This is a genomic window from Pedobacter hiemivivus (assembly GCF_004331685.1).
Taxonomy (GTDB): domain Bacteria; phylum Bacteroidota; class Bacteroidia; order Sphingobacteriales; family Sphingobacteriaceae; genus Pedobacter; species Pedobacter hiemivivus.
On sequence record NZ_SJSM01000001.1, the window covers coordinates 15,553 to 32,855 of the forward strand.

Genomic DNA, 17,303 nt, shown 5'->3' on the forward strand with positions numbered 1-17,303 from the left:
ATTTTTATTTGTGGTTCTCTGCAAAAGTCTGCATTAATTCTATTAGGGCGTGAACGCTAGTAATTGGCAAAGCATTGTACATTGATGCTCTGAAACCGCCAACACTTCTGTGTCCTTTAATACCTTCAATACCATTCTCTTCAGCAAGTTTCAAGAAAGGTTTTTCCAGCTCTGGATTCTCCATTACGAAACATACGTTCATTCTTGAACGGTCTTCAATTGCGCAAGTTCCTTTAAACAAAGGATTTCTATCAATTTCAGTATATAAAGCATTCGCCTTTGCGATGTTTTCTTTTTCAATTTCAGCTACCCCACCTTTTGCTTTTAACCATCTTAGGTTTAGCATAGCTACGTAGATAGAAAATACTGGCGGAGTATTGTACATCGATCCACCGTCAATATGAACTTTATAGTCCAACATTGAAGGAATTCCTCTACCTGTTTTACCTAAAATCTCATCTTTAACAATCACAATCGTTAAACCAGCTGGGCCAATATTTTTTTGAGCACCTGCATAGATTAAGTCATATTTCGAAACATCAATTACGCGGCTCATGATGTCAGATGACATATCACAAACTACAGGAACTTTGGTTTCAGGCAAATTGAACATCTCTGTTCCGTAAATGGTATTGTTTGAAGTGCAATGAAAATAAGCACTATCCTCAGGGATGCTATAATCTTTAGGGATAAAGGTATAGTTTGAATCTTTTGAAGAAGCAACGATGTTCGCTTTTCCAAAGAATTTCACTTCTTTAATGGCTTTATTAGCCCAAACACCTGTCTCCAGATAACTTGCCGATTTACCTTCTGGTAATAGGTTCATTGGTACCATGGCAAATTGTAAGCTAGCGCCTCCTTGTAGAAATAAAACGGAATAGCCGGCTGGAACATTTAACAATTCTTTAACCAATTTTTCAGTCTCTTCAACAACGCCTTCAAATTCAGAAGTACGATGAGAAATCTCTAGGATAGACAGGCCGTCTTTGAAATCTAAAACAGCCCTTGATGCTTGCTTGAATACTTCCTGCGGTAAAATACAGGGTCCTGCGCCGAAATTGTGTCTCATTTTTTATAGTAGTTTTATTGCTGTAAATGTAACATTTTTATGCCGTTTATTATTTCGATTTTTTAAACTTAACCACCAATTTTAAGTTAAGTCTCCTGCTTGTTAAGTAGTTAGGAACAGCATATTGTACGTTATCCATATCTCTCAACCATAAATAAGAAACTGTATTATTGATATTCAACAAATTAAATACTTCAACATATGCGGTAAACGAACTAAAATATTTCTCCAAAAAGCTTGATTTTTTTACTGCAAAATCATCTAAAAAATCTTTAGAGAAACCAATATCTACCCGCTTATATGCCGGGATGTGAAAATCATCCGAATATCGTTGAATAAGTGGCGAGCCTATAGGCAGTTTAGATCCATAAAGTAAACTCAAATGCACCTTATAAGTTGGACTGTTTAATAAGCGATCCTGGAAGTATGCCGAGAAGTTTAACCGTTGGTCTGTAGGTCGTTTCATAGCGCCATAAGCATCGCCCTTAATGTCCTGACTAGCCTTCATCAGCGAAAGTCTGAAATAAGACAATAGATCTTTAACAAACTCCCCGCCTATACCAAAATCAGCACCATAGGTGTAACCCCTCGCCTCTTCAGTAGCAAGGTATTTTATCCGCACATTATCTATCATATAAGGAATCAATCGATCCAGGTACTTAAAGTAAAGCTCCGAACTAAACTTTAAGCGTGTACCCAATCCATCAAATGCATAATCCAGTCCGGCCGAAGTATTATAAGCGCGCTGTGCTTGTTGCTTTAAATTCAATATCCCATTAAAATCTCTTATACTCCTGTAATCCGGAGCTTGCTGATATACCCCTGCTGTAAAACGAAATATCTTGTTGTTACTTGCCGGTCGGTAAGCCAACAGCAATCTTGGGCTCAGTAACAGCTCAGTACTCAAATCGTTATAACTTCCTCTTATGCCCAATTGCAGGTCAGTCTTGGCTGATAAGCGGTAGCTATCCTGCGCATACGCAGTATAATACTTGATGGTTAGCTTATTTGCCGCATCGATGTTGTTATCCTGATAAAAATTCGGTGGCTGATTTAGGCTAGCAGAAGATTCAACCCAGCTATACTCCTTTAAATTATCATTGTAATCCTTTTGTTCCAACCTTATCCCCCAGGAAAATGTATGACTTTTAAAGGTCTGATCCGCCTTTAACTCCGAACTAAAATTCTGGGAAGTAAGCGCGTTCATCGCAAAATTGGCATAGCCACCAGTCCCCCAGTTTGCAGGTTGATTTCCGTCAAGCAAGCCGTTTCCACCCTTATAAAAATTATAAGTAGCTTCCAAGTCAATATGCTCCTTTTCGGCCGTCCTGAAATAGCTGTTTATCCATTTCATGACATAATTTGGCTTCGGAATAAACTTTAACGTCACAGCCCCACCTGCAGTCTGATAGCTATCCTTTTCTTCACCAGTATAATCCACGTCTAAACGCATCGTCGCATTTAAAGTACCAAACTCCGTCACACGACTTTCGGGGATCAGCCTAAAAGTTCCGCTGTTAAAATTACCCAATAAATTCAAGCTCATTTTCGCAGACAAATCATGGTTATAAACCACCTGTACATCCGTAAAATTAGGCGTATAAACACCCTTACTATCCTGCTTACTTAATATCCCGGTATTGTTCTTATATCTTATTCCTGCCAATAGGTAACTGTTTTTGCTGACAACTTTTGAGCTAAAGGATACACCAAGCAAACCAGCATTTAAAATGGCAGTACTGCTATCGGGCCTGTCGTATTTTACATCCAGTACAGACGAAAGTTTATCACCATACCGGGCTTCAAAACCACCGGCAGAGAACTTTGCCGAACTCAGCAAATCATTATTTATAAAACTTAATCCTTCCTGCTGCGCATTTCTAACCAGTACAGGTCTGTTGATCTCGATATCGTTTACATAGATCAGATTCTCATCAAAACTCCCCCCACGAACGCTATATTGAGCGCTCAGTTCATTATTAGGCGATACACCCGGTAAAGTTTTTAGAATGCTCTCAAAGTTTCCAGACACAGAAGGCAATGAGGTCACATCATTAATGTTTATCGTAATGCTATTACTCAGCTGGTTCTGTTTATTGGTAATCGTTACCTGCTCCAACTCATTCGGATTAATGCCTAAGGTAACATTTTGCATAATTCGGCCCGCCTTGTCTTGTCTAACATTAACCAAAACTGGATTATAACCTAAAAGTGAATACTTTAAGGTAAAAATTTTACTTCTCGAATAGATATGATAAATACCATGCGCATCGGTTACTGTACTCTGGCTTTGGCCCAATATGGTAATCGTTACCTGCTGTAAAGGACGATTAGCCTCATCGGCCACCAGACCTGATATTTTGATCAGTGGCTGTGCGCTTAGCTGCGTAACTCCTAGTAAAACAACAAATAGCAACAGACAGGTTCTGAGCATTAACTTTGTACTATTCCACCACTAACTTGTTTCAATTCGGCAATCATTTCTGTTGGCGAAGCCGCTCCAAATATCGCATTTCCTGCTACCAAAACATCAGCCCCAGCTTCTAGCAACTGACCTGCATTATGAATACCGATACCGCCATCTACTTCTATCTTTAAATCTGGATTTACATGAGTAGCCATTGATCTTAATAGGGAGATTTTGCGAAGAGAATTAGGGATAAATTGTTGTCCGCCAAAGCCAGGGTTTACCGACATGATCAGCACCATATCCAAATCAGTTAATATATCTTTAAGTAAAGCTACAGGGGTATGTGGATTTAATGCAACTCCGGCTTTACATCCTGCGGCATGAATGGCTTGAATTGTTCGGTGTAAATGTGTACAAGCTTCATAATGCACTGTAATTACATCGGCACCGGCAGCAGCAAAGCGTTCAATGTACTGATCAGGATTAACGATCATCAAGTGTACATCCAAAGGTTTCTTTGCATGTCTTTTTATGGCTTCCATTACTGGAAAGCCAAAAGAAATATTAGGAGCAAACACCCCATCCATTACATCCACATGAAACCAATCGGCCTCACTTGAATTGATCATTTCTATATCGCGCTGCAAGTTTGCAAAATCTGCTGAAAGTACGGAAGGGGCTATTAGATGTTTCATATTTCGCTAGGCGTTGTTTATGTTGTAAATATAAATAAATAACCCATGTAAATAAAAAACCCCGCAATTTGCGGGGTCTCTGTTTTTATGTTTTCCGTCATCCTGAATTTATTTCAGAACCTCGCACATGCTATATCTGTCTTTCTCTTTCGAGATCCTGAAATAAATTCAGGATGACGATCGTACTAGAACGACGATTGTACTAACATAACAATCGTACTAGCATGACGATGCTTAATTAAGCAGGATTTTCTGCTGGTGCAGCTTCTGGTCTTGGTGGACGAGGTAATAATGCTTTTCTAGAAAGCTTCATTTTTCCTTGTTTATCAACATCCAAAAGTTTAACCTGAATTTTATCACCTTCTTTAAGTACACCATCCATAGTTTCTAAACGCTCCCATGCAATCTCAGAGATGTGCAATAAACCGTCTTTACCTGGCATGATTTCAACAAAAGCACCGAAAGGCATGATTGATTTTACTTTACCATCATAAGTAGCACCTATTTCTGGTTTAGCAGCGATTGCATTGATACGCGCAACAGCAGCATCAATTGCAGCTTTATTATCAGCAAAGATCTCAACGATACCTTTGTTACCAACCTCTTCAATAGAGATCGAAGCGCCAGTTTCGCGTTGCATTTCCTGAATAATTTTACCGCCTGGACCAATTACAGCACCAATAAATTCTTTATCAATACTTAAAGAAACGATACGTGGAGCATGATCTTTGTAATCTTCACGAGGAGTAGCAATCGTTTTCTTCATCTCATTTAAGATGTGTAAACGAGCTTCTTTAGCTTGGTTTAAAGCGTTAGTTAACACTTCCCATTTCAAACCATTGATTTTTAAGTCCATCTGACAAGCTACAATACCTTTTTCAGTACCAGTAACTTTAAAGTCCATATCTCCTAAATGATCTTCATCACCTAAAATATCCGAAAGGATTGCATATTTACCAGTTTTCTCATCAGTAATTAAACCCATTGCGATACCCGATACCGGAGCTTTGATTTTAATACCTGCATCCATTAGCGCTAATGTACCAGCACAAACAGTTGCCATTGATGAAGAACCGTTAGATTCTAAAATATCAGAAACGATACGAATGGTATATGGATTTTCTTCCAATCCTGGCAATACTTTCTTCAATGAACGCATTGCTAAGTTACCATGACCAATTTCACGACGGCCAGCTCCTCTGTTCGGACGAACCTCGCCAGTAGAGAAACCAGGGAAATTATAGTGCAATAAGAATTTGTTGTATCCATTGATGAAAGCACCATCAATCATTTGCTCATCGTCTTTAGAACCTAAAGTAACGGTAGTTAATGCTTGAGTTTCACCACGTGTAAATACAGCAGATCCGTGAGCAGCAGGCAAATAACTTACCTCACTCCAGATAGGACGTACTGTACGTGCATCACGACCATCTAAACGAATTCCTTCGTCTAATACCAGGTTACGGATAGCATCATATTGTACATCATGGAAATATTTTTTAGCTAAGAAGCTAGTTACGTCATCAATTCCTTCGCCCAAAGTAACTACGAATTCTGCAAGGATGTTAGCAAATGCCTCAGTACGCTCACCTTTGCTCGTATTGCTTTTTGCAACAGCATATACTTTATCGTAAGTAGCAGCAAATACTTGCTCCCTTAATTCAGGGTTGCTGTTTTCATGAGAATAAGTACGTTTTACTGTTTTACCTACCAATTCAGCAAGTTCTTTTTGAGCTTGAACCTGAATAACGATAGCTTTGTGTGCAAATTCAATCGCTTCAACCATTTCAGCCTCAGAGATCTCATCACATTCACCTTCCACCATTACGATGTCTCTTTCAGTACCTGCAACAAGGAATTCCATTGTAGCACGCTCTAAATCGTTTACGTAAGGGTTGATTACTAATTTACCATCAATTTTAGCTACACGTACTTCAGAGATAGGTCCGTTAAAAGGAATATCTGAAACCGCGATAGCAGCAGAAGCCGCTAAACCAGCTAAACAATCAGGCATTATATTTTTGTCAGAAGAGATCAACGAGATCATTACTTGTGTATCTGAGTGATAATCCTCAGGGAACATCGGACGTAAAGCACGGTCAACCAAACGAGAAATTAGAACTTCATAGTCTGATAATCTAGCCTCACGACGTAAGAATCCACCTGGGATACGTCCAGCAGCAGCATATTTCTCTTGGTAATCTACCGATAAAGGTAAAAAATCAACACCTGCTTTTGCACCAACTGTAGATACTACAGTAGCCAATAACATGGTATCACCCATTCTAACAACTACAGAACCATCAGCTTGTTTAGCCAATTTACCTGTTTCGATTTCAATTGTTCTTCCATCGCCCAGATCGAACGATTTTTTTATTACATTCATTTAATAATAGTTATGGTGCATTTTCCTCTTTCGACGCACCTTGTTTATATATAGTTTTTTTACTTTTCAATTAAAAAGCCATCCCCTAAAGAATGGCTTTTCTTGATAAAAATACGATTATTTACCGTCTCTAACCCCTAAAGGTTTGATAATATCCCTTAGACCTAAAGCCTTAATGATAGCACGGTAACGATTAATATCTTTTTTAAATAGGTAAGCCAAGATACCGCGGCGTTTACCTACTAATTTCTGTAGTGATAACTGAGTAGAGAAATCTTTACGATTTTTCTTTAAATGCTCTGTTAAGTGCGCAATACGGTATGTAAATAACGCTACTTGACCTTCTGCAGAACCCGTGTTTGTTTCTACTTCGCCGTGTTTTTTGAAAATGTCGGCTTTTACTTCTTTACTTAAATACATTCTTGAATGATACTAAAGTTGTTTATAAATTAATTAATTGCTGCAAAGATACTGTATGTTTTAAAGATTACCAAGTATATATAATAACTGATCGAAATGTCATCTGGTTTTAATTATACCCAACACTATCAAACATAAGTAAATTCTAAATCATATTTTTGCGCCATCATAAAATTGTTCCATGGAAAAAAATCAATATAGCATATTCGAGAGTGAGTTAAAGGTGCGTCCGGATGATATAGACATGTTTAACCATGTGCACAACAGCAAATACTTTGACTATGTACTTGCCGCCCGCTACGACCAAATGGCCGAATTTTATAAAATGCCAATGGAATCCTTTCTAAAAAGCGGTTTCGGTTGGGTAGTTCGTACTGCGCTAGTTGATTTTAAACGTCCACTTGTCTTGGGAGATGTGATCTTGATCCGCACCGGAATCCTTACCATTAATGAAAAAGGCTGCCGTGTACAGTTTGAGATTGAAAACAAACGCACTGGCAAAGTGGCTTCTGATGGTTGGTTTGATTATGTAATGATTGATACCACGACTGGAAGAGGCTGCAAGGTGACTGAAGAAATGATCCAGGCCTACAGCATTTAGTAACTCCCGTTTTTATTTTAAAGATATAATTATATCTTTGCTCTATCACATAACCGCATTACGATGAAAGTAGTTGCAGTCCGTTTGAGGTTCTAACAACCAAGGACTCCACCCTTCCCGAAAACATCAAATAACGGCGCATCGCGCTGCGTTACGGTTTATCTCATATTTTTCCTTTTTTTATGTCACAACAAACAACAGCTTCAACGGGCAAGCTATCTCAAATTTTTACACTTTTAAAACAGGCACTTAAAGGCGAAGACCTCGATTTTACGCAAGGCAGTATGCGCAGGGCTGTACTCCTACTGGCCATTCCAATGATGTTGGAAATGGCAATGGAATCAGTTTTTGCACTAGTAGACCTTTATTTCGTAGGTCACTTACACAATAGCAGTCATGCCATACAAACCGTAGGTTTAACCGAATCAGTACTTACTATTATTTACTCACTAGCCATCGGTATGAGTATGGCCGCAACAGCTGTAGTCGCCCGTAGGGTTGGCGAAAAGAACCCTGAAGCTGCTGGCAAGGCAGGTATGCAAGCCATCTTTATCGCTGTAGTGTTCAACATCATCATCAGTGTAGTCGGACTAATTTTCGCTACAGACATCTTACTATTGATGGGCGCATCAGCAGAGACCGCCACTCAGGGCACGCCTTTCATGCGCATTATGATGGGTGGAAGCATCATCATTGTCTTGCTTTTCCTCATCAACGGGATATTTAGAGGTGCTGGAAATGCCGCTATAGCCATGAAAAGCTTATGGATAGCCAATATTGCCAATATCATCCTATGCCCTATCCTGATTAACGGATTTGGTCCGATACCTGCATTTGGCTTAACTGGGGCTGCAATAGCCACTACTATAGGTCGCGGCACTGGTGTATGTTATCAATTGTATCATTTATTTAATGGCAAAGGTGTTTTAAAGATCAAATTGGCATACTTAAAACCACATTGGGAACAAATTATAGCTTTACTAAAAATAGCAACCCCTGGTATTTTCCAATTTGTAATCGCTTCCTGCAGCTGGATATTTTTAGCACAACTGGTAGCCACCACTGGGGGCGATCATGGATCTGCAGGCTATCAAACTGCGCTAAGGTTAATGATGTTCTTTATGCTTCCAGCATGGGGCATGAGCAATGCTGCTGCTACCTTGGTCGGACAAAATCTAGGCGCCAAACAGATCGACAGAGCTGAGCAGTCAGTTATGAAAACAGCGAAATACATTGTTATTTATATGCTATCTGTGATGGTATTCACTTTTGCTGGTGGCCAATTTTTTATTGCATTCTTCACCAATGATGTATTGATTCAGGAGATGGCTATAAAAGCCTTGCAAATCATGAGCGTTGGCTACATCTGTTATGGCATAGGAATGGTATTGATGAGTACCTTTAATGGTGCCGGTGATACCTGGACACCCACCTGGATCAACCTATTTGGATTCTGGATGTTCCAGATTCCATTGGCTTATTTATTAGCTAAACATTTCGAATTAGGTCCAGTAGGCGTATTTATCGCCATCCCTGTAGCCGAAACAGCCATTGCTGTTGCGGCTTTCATTCTGTTTAAAAAAGGGAAATGGAAAACGGTTAAAGTTTAAGACTTTATCGCTTCAGGTTTGGGTTCGTAACCTAAACCTGGAGTTAACCAATGTAATAGGAAAACGCGTGAATATCTATAATTGAATGGCGCAAACAAAAGCACTCCTATCGCGATAATACCTGCATAAACCCATAGGTTTTCGTACACCAATGCAACACCTAATATATAAGTGGCTACACTTATGGTAATCATTTCAGCACAATTCATCGCATAGCTAATAAACATGGCTACATAAAAATATCCGGGTTCACGTTCAAAGCGTAGGTTGCAAACCGGACAATTCTCGTTTATACCTTGCCCTTTAAAAGAATACATCTTTCCAGGAAAAATAGCGCCTTCGCGACATCTTGGACATTTACATTCTACAACTGCCTGTAATTTTGAGATCGGTTTCATATCTATCATATTATGTTAGTACAAAGATAAGCAACCCTCTATTTTCAATTTATGATATAGATCATGTTTCCATTTTAATGATCTTCCCCCTCTGTAACTTCAGCACTTTCTCATCCGCCAGTTTCTTTACAATACGAATTACGGTCTCTACTCTTAAGCCACTCATATCGGCCAATTGTTGCCTTGTAATATCCAATGAAGCCCCTTTTTCCATATTCTTGAGCAAGTAAGCAACCAATGTTTTTACGCGATGTTCGGCCTGTTCGTTTGCCAATTCTTCTAGCATCATAGATTTGTAAAATAACCTATTGCTTAAAGTTTTGATCAATTCCATACTAAAAGAGCGGTCTTCTTCTATCAATTTAAAGAAGTCATTCTTGTTTACAGCTATAATTTCGGCATCTCTGGTTACAATGGTAAAAGCCAGGTATGGTTTGTTTAAAAGTAAAGCAGGTTCACCAAAATATTGGTTCGCTTTAAAAATCCCTTGTATAAACTCTTTCCCATCATCATTTACCGTCACCATCCGCACTTCACCACTTTTAATGAAGTAAACAGCTTTGGGCTCTGCCCCTGGTTGATAAATGACAGCTCCCTTTTTATAATGAACTGCCTGATACTTATTGCTTAACAGGTATTTTATAATCATAGGATCGGATAATGTTTGACCTCTCCGAAGGTAGCTATAGCATTTAAAAATACCTATTAATAGGTATTTTTAAAATCACGAACATAACGTAACTTCGCCGAGAAAAATTTAAACTTAAACCCTTAATTATGCAAGCAAACTTTACTAAAAATCTATTATTATCAACTCTTGTGTTAATTTTATGTTCTTTCGGAACAGTAAATGCACAAGACAAAACTAAAGCTACGCAAGAAGCGTCGAGCGAAGTTGAAGGTAAGAACCTCGTAAAATGGAACTTTGCAGCCATGGTGCTGAAAAACTATTCATTTCAATATGAGCGCGCAATAGCTAAAAAAATATCTGTAGGCTTAGGCGTAAGATTTGCACCAAAATCTGGTGTTCCATTCAAATCACAATTCGAAAAATTAATCGACGATGAAGATACCTGGAACAGTATCAAAGATTTTAAAACAGGAAACTTTGCGATTACACCTGAGGTTAGGTTCTATATGGGCCAAAGCGTTTTCAGAGGATTCTATGTAGCACCATTTGCTAGATATGCAAAATACAGCGTAGAAGGTCCATTTAACTATGATGTAACTGTTAATGTTAGTGGTACTGATGTTAATCAGAAGGGTGTAATCCCACTTAGTGGAGATATCAAAACATTCACTGGTGGTTTGCTTTTGGGTGCACAATGGAAATTAAGCAAATTGGTTTACCTGGATTGGTGGATTATAGGTGCTAGTTATGGTACCTCATCTGGAAGCATTTCAGGTAAAAAGACACTAAATTCTGACGAGCAAAAAGCATTGAAAGAACAACTTGAAGATCTTGAAGACCTTCCATTGGTTAAAGTTAAATCTGAAGTTAACAGCGAAGGTGCAAAAGTCGACTTTGATGGTCCATGGGCAAACCTTAGAGCAGGTTTAAGTATCGGTTTCAGATTCTAATCTGGGACTGTAAAAAACTAACTACAAAAAAGCGTGGCACATTTGACTGTGTCACGCTTTTTTATTTGTTTTATTATGGCGCCCCGTCATCCTGAATTTATTTCAGGACCTCGTTTAGGCAGGTTTTTAATCGCATGTGAGTGGTCCTGAAATAAATTCAGGATGACGATCGTGCTATTGCTACTGCACAATTACGATCGTACTATCCAATCGTTTCTCTGATTAATTTGGTATAAAAATCATTCAATTTTATCCCTGCAGCAGCAACCTGTTGCGGTATAAAACTAGTAGCCGTTTGTCCAGGGATAGTATTGATCTCGATAAAGTAAAAATCACCCTCATCCTCTGTCAGGATAAAATCAATACGCACCACTCCACTACAATTTAGCTTCGCATACACATTTTTAGCTATTTGCTCTACACGTACACGCGTTTCATCTCTAATCACCGCTGGCGTAGTTTCTGTCGCCACACCCGGCGTATATTTAGCTTCAAAATCAAAAAACTCTTTAGCCGTTTCTACTTCAGTAGCTGGCAATGCAGTGACCTTTCCATCCAGCTTAACCACACCAATAGTAAATTCTCGACCCGAGATAAACTCCTCAATCAACACCTGAGTATCCTCTTTAAAAGCTTTATCAATTGCAGCCTGCAAATCATTAGGGTGATTAACCTTTGTCATGCCGATACTACTACCACCATTGTTAGGCTTCACAAAATAAGGTGCTTTAAGATCTTTCTTCAATTGCTCAAGACTATAATCTCCACCTTTAAAAATCTGAGCAGATTTAGCGATATGCAACTGATCAATCCCATTCACTATCGCCTTTGTATACCCCTTATTCATAGTTACAGCCGAAGTCAACGCATCACAAGTTGTATAAGGTAGGCCAATCATATCAAAATACCCTTGTAATTTACCATCCTCACCCGGCGCACCATGTATCGCAATAAAAACCCCATCAAACGTTATCTTTTTTCCTTTTATGGTTAAAGAAAAGTCGTTCCGATCTACTTCAATCTTCATAGAATCGGCAGGTTCATAAAACCATCCTTGTTGAGTAAGCATAATCTTATACACCTCAAACTTATCCGCATCCAGATTTTGAGCGATGGTAGCTGCACTTTTAACAGAAATTACCCATTCTCCGGTAGTTCCCCCGGTTAACAATGCTATTATTTTCTTCATTGATTTAATTATCTATACCTGATCTTGTACAACCACAAATATAAATTAGTTGATGCAGATGTTATTTTAATTCCAATAAAATATTTTTTTAGTCTAAATTTGGCCCTTATCTATTAAATGAAACAAAATTAATATGGCTAAATTCATATCTTATCTAAAGACGACTTCTTTTAGAAACAACCTTATTGCCGCTGTGCTTACCGTAGTTGTGCTTTTAATGGCTGCTTTCTTTAGCTTAAGATACTACACTAAACATGGCCAGGGACTAGATGTGCCAACCTTAAAAGGACTTTCATTTGAACAGGCCGTTTCTAAACTAGAAGAACTAGGTCTGCGTTACGAAGTAGATTCGGTATACATTATGGACTCCCCTCCGGGCATTGTCGTAGATCAAGACCCAAGTTCTGGAACTTTTGTAAAAGATAACCGTACCATTTACCTGACCATAAATACAGCCCTTGCTCCGGATGCTAAATTTCCGGATATAGAATTTAAATCATTAAGAGAGGCACAAGCCATGATGGAGAGCTTTGGTTTTAAACTAGGCGATACTTCATCTAAACCGGATATGAGTACAGATGTACTTCAAGCTTCGTTCAAAGGCAGAGTGATTAAAGCAGGAGAAAGCTTACCAAAAGGTTCAAGGATTGATTTAGTACTTGGTGATGGTAACGGAAATGAGGAAGTAGCCATTCCATCATTAATAGGCTTAACAAAGGATGAGGCCTTATTTGCACTCAGAACTGGGGCAAAACTAAACCTGGGTATCGTTAGCTATGAAGGGGCCATTACAGATTCGACTACTGCGGTGGTTGTTAGACAAGATCCTTTTGCTACCGACTCTTTAATTAAGGTTAAAATTGGCAGTCCGGTAAACATTACCCTTTCCAACAAATAATATTTATTTTTAGTATATGACTAACGAAAAGAAAAGCATGAAAACTGGCATTAAAATAATATTGCTTAGTTTATTAGTTGTTTTAGCAGTAGGTGGCTATTTTGGAATTAAGTTTTATAAAGTTTTCTTCGCTCCAAATACAACAGGAAAAGAGAAATACTTATATGTAAGAACAGGTAGCAATCTTGATAACTTATTCGAAGAGCTTCGCCGTAAGGATATTTTAAGGGAGATAGGTACTTTTAGTCAAGCGGCTGCCAAAATGGACCTGGCCCGTTCTTTAAAACCTGGTCGTTACAAATTGACCAAAGGAATGAACAACCGCAGCATCATCAATATGCTGAAATCAGGAAACCAGGATCCAGTAAAGCTTAAATTCCAAAACCTTAGAAAAAAGGAAAACTTTGCAGGTTACTTAGCTAATAATTTAGAGCCTGACTCCTTAACTTTTAGCAGTGTATTGGATTCGGCAGCGCTGATAGAGAAATACGGTTTCAATAAAGATAACAGCTATGTCATGTTTATTCCAAACACTTACGAGATGTACTGGAATGTTACCGCATTGGAATTTTTCGACAGAATGCATACGGAATACGAGAAGTTTTGGAATTCTGAGCGTAAGCAAAAAGCTGCTGCCTTAAACCTTACGCCTATACAAGTTTCAATATTGGCTTCTATTGTGGATGCTGAGGCTTTGTATGACAAAGAAATGCCAATTATCGCAGGTCTATATTTAAACCGATTGAATAAAGGGATATTGCTTCAGGCCGATCCTACTGTGATTTATGCAAACAATGACTTCACGGTAAAACGCGTTACCAATTCATTACTGCAAGTACAATCAAAGTACAACACCTATAAATATGCTGGTTTGCCTCCGGGCCCTATTATGATGCCTAGTATCAATGCGATTGATGCTGTGTTAAACAGGGAGCAGAACAACTACATCTATATGTGCGCCAAAGAAGACTTTTCAGGTTACCACAACTTTGCGGTTACGGTACAAGAGCATGAACTAAACGCGAAGAAATACAGAGAAGCTTTAAACAAAAGAAACATTTTCAAATAGATGTATACACATAGTACGAAGGTTAGGGTGCGGTATGGTGAAACAGACCAGATGGGATATGTTTACTATGGTAATTATGCTGAATATTACGAGGTTGCAAGGGTAGAAATGCTGCGAAGCCTTGGTATGGATTATGCCTCGATGGAAAGCAGTGGGGTAATGATGCCTGTATTGGAGTTGAATTGCAAATACATTAAACCTGCGTTGTATGATCAGGAAATAACGATTAAAACGACTATTCAAGATTTACCCGGTGTTCGGATTCATTTTAAGTACGAGCTGTTTAATCAAGCCGAAGAGCTGATTAACATTGGCACTACTACACTTGTTTTTGTGGATATGGTCAAGAACAGACCTTGCTCCCCTCCAGAAAACTTTATGGAGAAGTTAAAAGTATTTTTTAACTAAATTTGATAGATGGAGTGGGTTCATAATCAGCTATTAAAAATCAAATATTACGCTTTATTCATAGACTGGACGAAGGTTTGTGTACTCCCAGGGTTCAGTCCACTCCCCCTTTATACTGTTGCAACTTTCTTTTTTAAAGAGATTAGTAAGGATTCTTTAATCAATAAAGCTTCTTCATTGGCTTATAATTTTATGCTGGCTCTTTTTCCCGCCATCATCTTTTTATTTACACTGATCCCTTTTATACCGAAGCGTATCGGCTTCCAGGAGCAACTTATGGAGTTTATTAAGCTCATCTTACCGGGCGACGCCTTTAAAGCCTTTGAAACGACCTTAAATGAGATCGTAAACAAGCAAAACGGAGGACTATTATCCTTCGGTTTTCTTCTGTCTGTACTTTTTGCCACCAATGGCGTGCATAGCCTGATGATGGCTTTTAATAAGTCTTCTCTCATTATTGAAACCCGCAGCTGGATAAAGCAAAGACTTATTGCAATCGTGTTGACAGTGATTATTGTCCTGTCTGTGATCATCTGTATTACCGCGATGTTTATTGGCAAGTATGCCTTAGATTATATCAACACTCACTTGGATCTAAAGGGCAACTTCATTGCTTACCTGATTCAATTGACAAGGTGGTCGTTATTGGGTGTGCTGTATTTTGTAACCATATCAATTTTGTATAGGTACGGCCCTGCACATGCAAAGAAATGGCATTTTTTTAGTGCTGGCTCCTGGTTGGCTACCATCCTCGCCTTTTTAACCATTCTGGGATTTTCTTTTTACATCAACAACTTCAGTTCTTACAATAAAGTTTATGGTTCAATCAGTGTTTTGATTGTATTGATGATCTGGCTTTATTTAAATTCTTTGATACTTTTGATCGGTTTTGAGCTGAATGCAAGCGTAGATCTGTCGAAACGCAGTGTAAAAATCATCAAGCCGAACTTCAATATGTTCAAAAAAACGGCTCCTAGCAACCATAATCAAGAGGAACAGTAAGTTTTTCTTACTCATTGTTAAGCTCTTAACAAGTTATCGTTAAAATATTATGTCCTTAGTTTGCAAAATCAAGGGGTATTCGTACTTTTGTCGCGGAGAGTTGGCAGAGTGGTCGATTGCGGCAGTCTTGAAAACTGTTGACTTGTCAAAGGGTCCGCGGGTTCGAATCCCCCACTCTCCGCAGAAAGCAATATCAAAATGTATAAAAAGCCTGTTAATGATATATTAACAGGCTTTTTTAGTACAATTGTATCGTCCTAAAATAGGTTGACACCTAAATCAAGTAAGCTCAAAAGATATTTTGACAACAATCTTGACATGTAGCTGATTGGTCAGAGCGTTCCTGTCCCGGATGATCCCGATCCGCTACCTGCTTAAACGCTTAAGGATACGCAGGCCCCCGCTTGGACGGTTCCACAAAGAAAGCTCCCTTTCCAGGCCCATACGGGCCAGCATGGCCGCATCGATCTTGTCAGTTTTGTTCTTTTCATCCAGACTTTTTGCATACTGTTTGCCTTTGGTCGGCTGAATAACGCTCAGCTTGTAACCAAGGTCAGCAAGAAAGTAGGTGGCCTCTTCGTGATAGACGTCCGTAGCTTCCATATTCACGTACAAGTCAAGACTGTCATCCCAGCGATTCCGAAATTAGGTTTTATTATATTTTAGTTTTCCTGTGTTGCTATGTTACACAAAATTATTCCATCAGGTAGTCTTTAAGGACCCTGTCAGCATTGCATTTTTTTATATTTTATTATCTGTTTCTGTTTTTTTTATTTTACATGTTGTTTTGTTAAGCCCGGAATGTCCCGGAGCAGGGTTTCTTCAGATTGGTTGACACACCCTTCCCATAATCGCCTTAGTATTATAGTAACCGACAGGATCTTAAAAAACGTTAATATCGAATTAACATGAAGAGAATATCTTTGCACAAGTAATTGTCACACCATAAGTAATGGAAAAGAGAAACGATCATGAACTAGTCGAACAAATCAGCAAATCCGATTATAAAGCATTTGATGAGTTATACTTCAGACACTGGAACCATCTCTTAAAGATTGCCATAAAAAAAATCGGAGATGAAGATGACGCACTAGATGTTGTTCAAGAATTATTTACCGAATTTTGGGATCGTCGCGGCAAATTCACCATTGAAAAGTCCGTAGGAACTTACCTTGTGTCGTCTTTATATTATAAAATATTTATGCTGTTCAGAAAAAAAGGTATTGAGGAAAAGCATATTAAGAATTATACTTCTTTCATTGATGGAGTCGAATCCAGCTTACCTTATGAATTTGCTGAAGCTGGTGCCGCCCATACAGAAATGATCAGCGTTGTGGCAGCTACTATTGATCAGATGCCGGAAAAGATGCGGGCTATATTTGATCTGAAACATAAGCAATCTCTTAAAATTCCTGAAATAGCCCAAACATTAGGCATATCTCCCCAAACAGTTAAAAATCAACTCTCCAATGCTATGACTAAACTTCGTACCGCTACGCAAGGACAAGTTCCAGGCGTAGGTACTTACATGTTCCTGCTATGGCTCTCTAACTTAAGTTGATGATTT

General features: G+C 38.7%; 17 protein-coding genes and 1 tRNA gene. 9 read left to right on the top strand and 9 right to left on the bottom strand.

From position 1 onward, the window contains the following. Positions 1–4: 4 nt before the first annotated feature. The 5 genes from serC to rpsO all read right to left on the bottom strand — a co-directional run bounded on the left by serC (position 5) and on the right by rpsO (position 6,980). Positions 5–1,069, bottom strand: coding sequence for a 3-phosphoserine/phosphohydroxythreonine transaminase (gene serC / locus EZ444_RS00080; protein WP_131606015.1), 1,065 nt, complete (start codon positions 1,067–1,069; stop codon positions 5–7). A 49-nt stretch (positions 1,070–1,118) separates the two neighbouring features. Then, entirely contained in the window at positions 1,119–3,503 is a 2,385-nt protein-coding gene (locus EZ444_RS00085) for a TonB-dependent receptor (protein WP_131606017.1), read from the bottom strand. Further along, positions 3,503–4,174, bottom strand: a complete 672-nt coding sequence (gene rpe, locus EZ444_RS00090) for a ribulose-phosphate 3-epimerase (RefSeq protein WP_131606019.1) — start codon at positions 4,172–4,174, stop codon at positions 3,503–3,505. The genes EZ444_RS00085 and rpe overlap by 1 nt, the downstream gene beginning before the upstream one ends. 238 nt (positions 4,175–4,412) lie before the next feature. Then, positions 4,413–6,560: a polyribonucleotide nucleotidyltransferase gene (gene pnp / locus EZ444_RS00095; protein ID WP_131606021.1), complete on the bottom strand. Its 2,148-nt coding sequence runs from the start codon at positions 6,558–6,560 to the stop codon at positions 4,413–4,415. 117 nt (positions 6,561–6,677) lie between these two features. Then, positions 6,678–6,980 carry a 30S ribosomal protein S15 gene (rpsO, locus tag EZ444_RS00100; RefSeq protein ID WP_131606023.1) on the bottom strand — a complete coding sequence of 101 codons (303 nt, stop codon included), beginning with the start codon at positions 6,978–6,980 and terminating at the stop codon, positions 6,678–6,680. Between the two features lie 181 nt (positions 6,981–7,161). Between rpsO and EZ444_RS00105 the strand changes: the two genes are divergently transcribed. Then, complete coding sequence (locus EZ444_RS00105; RefSeq protein ID WP_131606024.1) at positions 7,162–7,581, top strand: acyl-CoA thioesterase; 420 nt, start codon at positions 7,162–7,164, stop codon at positions 7,579–7,581. Positions 7,582–7,763: 182 nt separating this feature from the next. Then, on the top strand, positions 7,764–9,191 hold the full coding sequence (locus EZ444_RS00110) for an MATE family efflux transporter (protein ID WP_131606026.1): 1,428 nt from the start codon (positions 7,764–7,766) through the stop codon (positions 9,189–9,191). Here the strand turns inward: EZ444_RS00110 and EZ444_RS00115 are convergent. Together EZ444_RS00115 and EZ444_RS00120 are read right to left on the bottom strand one after the other, a co-directional pair. Further along, positions 9,188–9,589: a DUF983 domain-containing protein gene (locus EZ444_RS00115; protein WP_131606028.1), complete on the bottom strand. Its 402-nt coding sequence runs from the start codon at positions 9,587–9,589 to the stop codon at positions 9,188–9,190. The two genes, EZ444_RS00110 and EZ444_RS00115, sit on opposite strands and share 4 nt — an antisense overlap. A gap of 61 nt (positions 9,590–9,650) precedes the next feature. After that, complete coding sequence (locus EZ444_RS00120; RefSeq protein WP_131606030.1) at positions 9,651–10,238, bottom strand: Crp/Fnr family transcriptional regulator; 588 nt, start codon at positions 10,236–10,238, stop codon at positions 9,651–9,653. Positions 10,239–10,366: 128 nt separating this feature from the next. Between EZ444_RS00120 and EZ444_RS00125 the strand changes: the two genes are divergently transcribed. After that, complete coding sequence (locus EZ444_RS00125; RefSeq protein ID WP_131606032.1) at positions 10,367–11,170, top strand: DUF3575 domain-containing protein; 804 nt, start codon at positions 10,367–10,369, stop codon at positions 11,168–11,170. 202 nt (positions 11,171–11,372) lie between these two features. On the opposite strand, the gene EZ444_RS00130 is transcribed toward EZ444_RS00125, so the two are convergent. Beyond that, positions 11,373–12,359 carry a D-alanine--D-alanine ligase gene (locus EZ444_RS00130; protein WP_131606034.1) on the bottom strand — a complete coding sequence of 329 codons (987 nt, stop codon included), beginning with the start codon at positions 12,357–12,359 and terminating at the stop codon, positions 11,373–11,375. Between the two features lie 133 nt (positions 12,360–12,492). Between EZ444_RS00130 and EZ444_RS00135 the strand changes: the two genes are divergently transcribed. The 5 genes from EZ444_RS00135 to EZ444_RS00155 all read left to right on the top strand — a co-directional run bounded on the left by EZ444_RS00135 (position 12,493) and on the right by EZ444_RS00155 (position 15,917). Next, on the top strand, positions 12,493–13,257 hold the full coding sequence (locus EZ444_RS00135) for a PASTA domain-containing protein (RefSeq protein WP_131606036.1): 765 nt from the start codon (positions 12,493–12,495) through the stop codon (positions 13,255–13,257). A gap of 16 nt (positions 13,258–13,273) precedes the next feature. Next, positions 13,274–14,326 (top strand): endolytic transglycosylase MltG, encoded by a 1,053-nt coding sequence (gene mltG, locus EZ444_RS00140; RefSeq protein WP_131606038.1) that lies wholly within the window; start codon positions 13,274–13,276, stop codon positions 14,324–14,326. After that, positions 14,327–14,734, top strand: a complete 408-nt coding sequence (locus EZ444_RS00145; protein ID WP_131606040.1) for an acyl-CoA thioesterase — start codon at positions 14,327–14,329, stop codon at positions 14,732–14,734. Between the two features lie 9 nt (positions 14,735–14,743). Beyond that, entirely contained in the window at positions 14,744–15,736 is a 993-nt protein-coding gene (locus EZ444_RS00150) for a YihY/virulence factor BrkB family protein (RefSeq protein WP_131606042.1), read from the top strand. Positions 15,737–15,830: 94 nt separating this feature from the next. Beyond that, positions 15,831–15,917: transfer RNA gene (locus tag EZ444_RS00155), tRNA-Ser, on the top strand. Positions 15,918–16,102: 185 nt separating this feature from the next. Here EZ444_RS00155 and EZ444_RS00160 read toward each other — a convergent pair. Further along, the gene (locus EZ444_RS00160; RefSeq protein WP_131606044.1) at positions 16,103–16,339 is read right to left on the bottom strand and encodes an IS110 family transposase; all 237 of its coding nucleotides are present in this window, start codon (positions 16,337–16,339) and stop codon (positions 16,103–16,105) included. A gap of 349 nt (positions 16,340–16,688) precedes the next feature. Between EZ444_RS00160 and EZ444_RS00165 the strand changes: the two genes are divergently transcribed. Further along, complete coding sequence (locus EZ444_RS00165) at positions 16,689–17,297, top strand: RNA polymerase sigma factor (RefSeq protein ID WP_131606046.1); 609 nt, start codon at positions 16,689–16,691, stop codon at positions 17,295–17,297. Positions 17,298–17,303 lie beyond the last annotated feature (6 nt).

Coding starts and splice junctions, on each gene's coding strand:
- EZ444_RS00165 (WP_131606046.1), top strand. CDS start 16,689: ATGGAAAAGAGAAACGATCATGAACTAGTCGAACAAATCAGCAAATCC.
- EZ444_RS00105 (WP_131606024.1), top strand. CDS start 7,162: ATGGAAAAAAATCAATATAGCATATTCGAGAGTGAGTTAAAGGTGCGT.
- EZ444_RS00085 (WP_131606017.1), bottom strand. CDS start 3,503: ATGCTCAGAACCTGTCTGTTGCTATTTGTTGTTTTACTAGGAGTTACG.
- EZ444_RS00115 (WP_131606028.1), bottom strand. CDS start 9,589: ATGAAACCGATCTCAAAATTACAGGCAGTTGTAGAATGTAAATGTCCA.
- EZ444_RS00125 (WP_131606032.1), top strand. CDS start 10,367: ATGCAAGCAAACTTTACTAAAAATCTATTATTATCAACTCTTGTGTTA.
- serC (WP_131606015.1), bottom strand. CDS start 1,069: ATGAGACACAATTTCGGCGCAGGACCCTGTATTTTACCGCAGGAAGTA.
- EZ444_RS00135 (WP_131606036.1), top strand. CDS start 12,493: ATGGCTAAATTCATATCTTATCTAAAGACGACTTCTTTTAGAAACAAC.
- mltG (WP_131606038.1), top strand. CDS start 13,274: ATGACTAACGAAAAGAAAAGCATGAAAACTGGCATTAAAATAATATTG.
- EZ444_RS00145 (WP_131606040.1), top strand. CDS start 14,327: ATGTATACACATAGTACGAAGGTTAGGGTGCGGTATGGTGAAACAGAC.
- EZ444_RS00130 (WP_131606034.1), bottom strand. CDS start 12,359: ATGAAGAAAATAATAGCATTGTTAACCGGGGGAACTACCGGAGAATGG.
- EZ444_RS00110 (WP_131606026.1), top strand. CDS start 7,764: ATGTCACAACAAACAACAGCTTCAACGGGCAAGCTATCTCAAATTTTT.
- pnp (WP_131606021.1), bottom strand. CDS start 6,560: ATGAATGTAATAAAAAAATCGTTCGATCTGGGCGATGGAAGAACAATT.
- EZ444_RS00160 (WP_131606044.1), bottom strand. CDS start 16,339: ATGGAAGCTACGGACGTCTATCACGAAGAGGCCACCTACTTTCTTGCT.
- rpsO (WP_131606023.1), bottom strand. CDS start 6,980: ATGTATTTAAGTAAAGAAGTAAAAGCCGACATTTTCAAAAAACACGGC.
- EZ444_RS00150 (WP_131606042.1), top strand. CDS start 14,744: ATGGAGTGGGTTCATAATCAGCTATTAAAAATCAAATATTACGCTTTA.
- rpe (WP_131606019.1), bottom strand. CDS start 4,174: ATGAAACATCTAATAGCCCCTTCCGTACTTTCAGCAGATTTTGCAAAC.
- EZ444_RS00120 (WP_131606030.1), bottom strand. CDS start 10,238: ATGATTATAAAATACCTGTTAAGCAATAAGTATCAGGCAGTTCATTAT.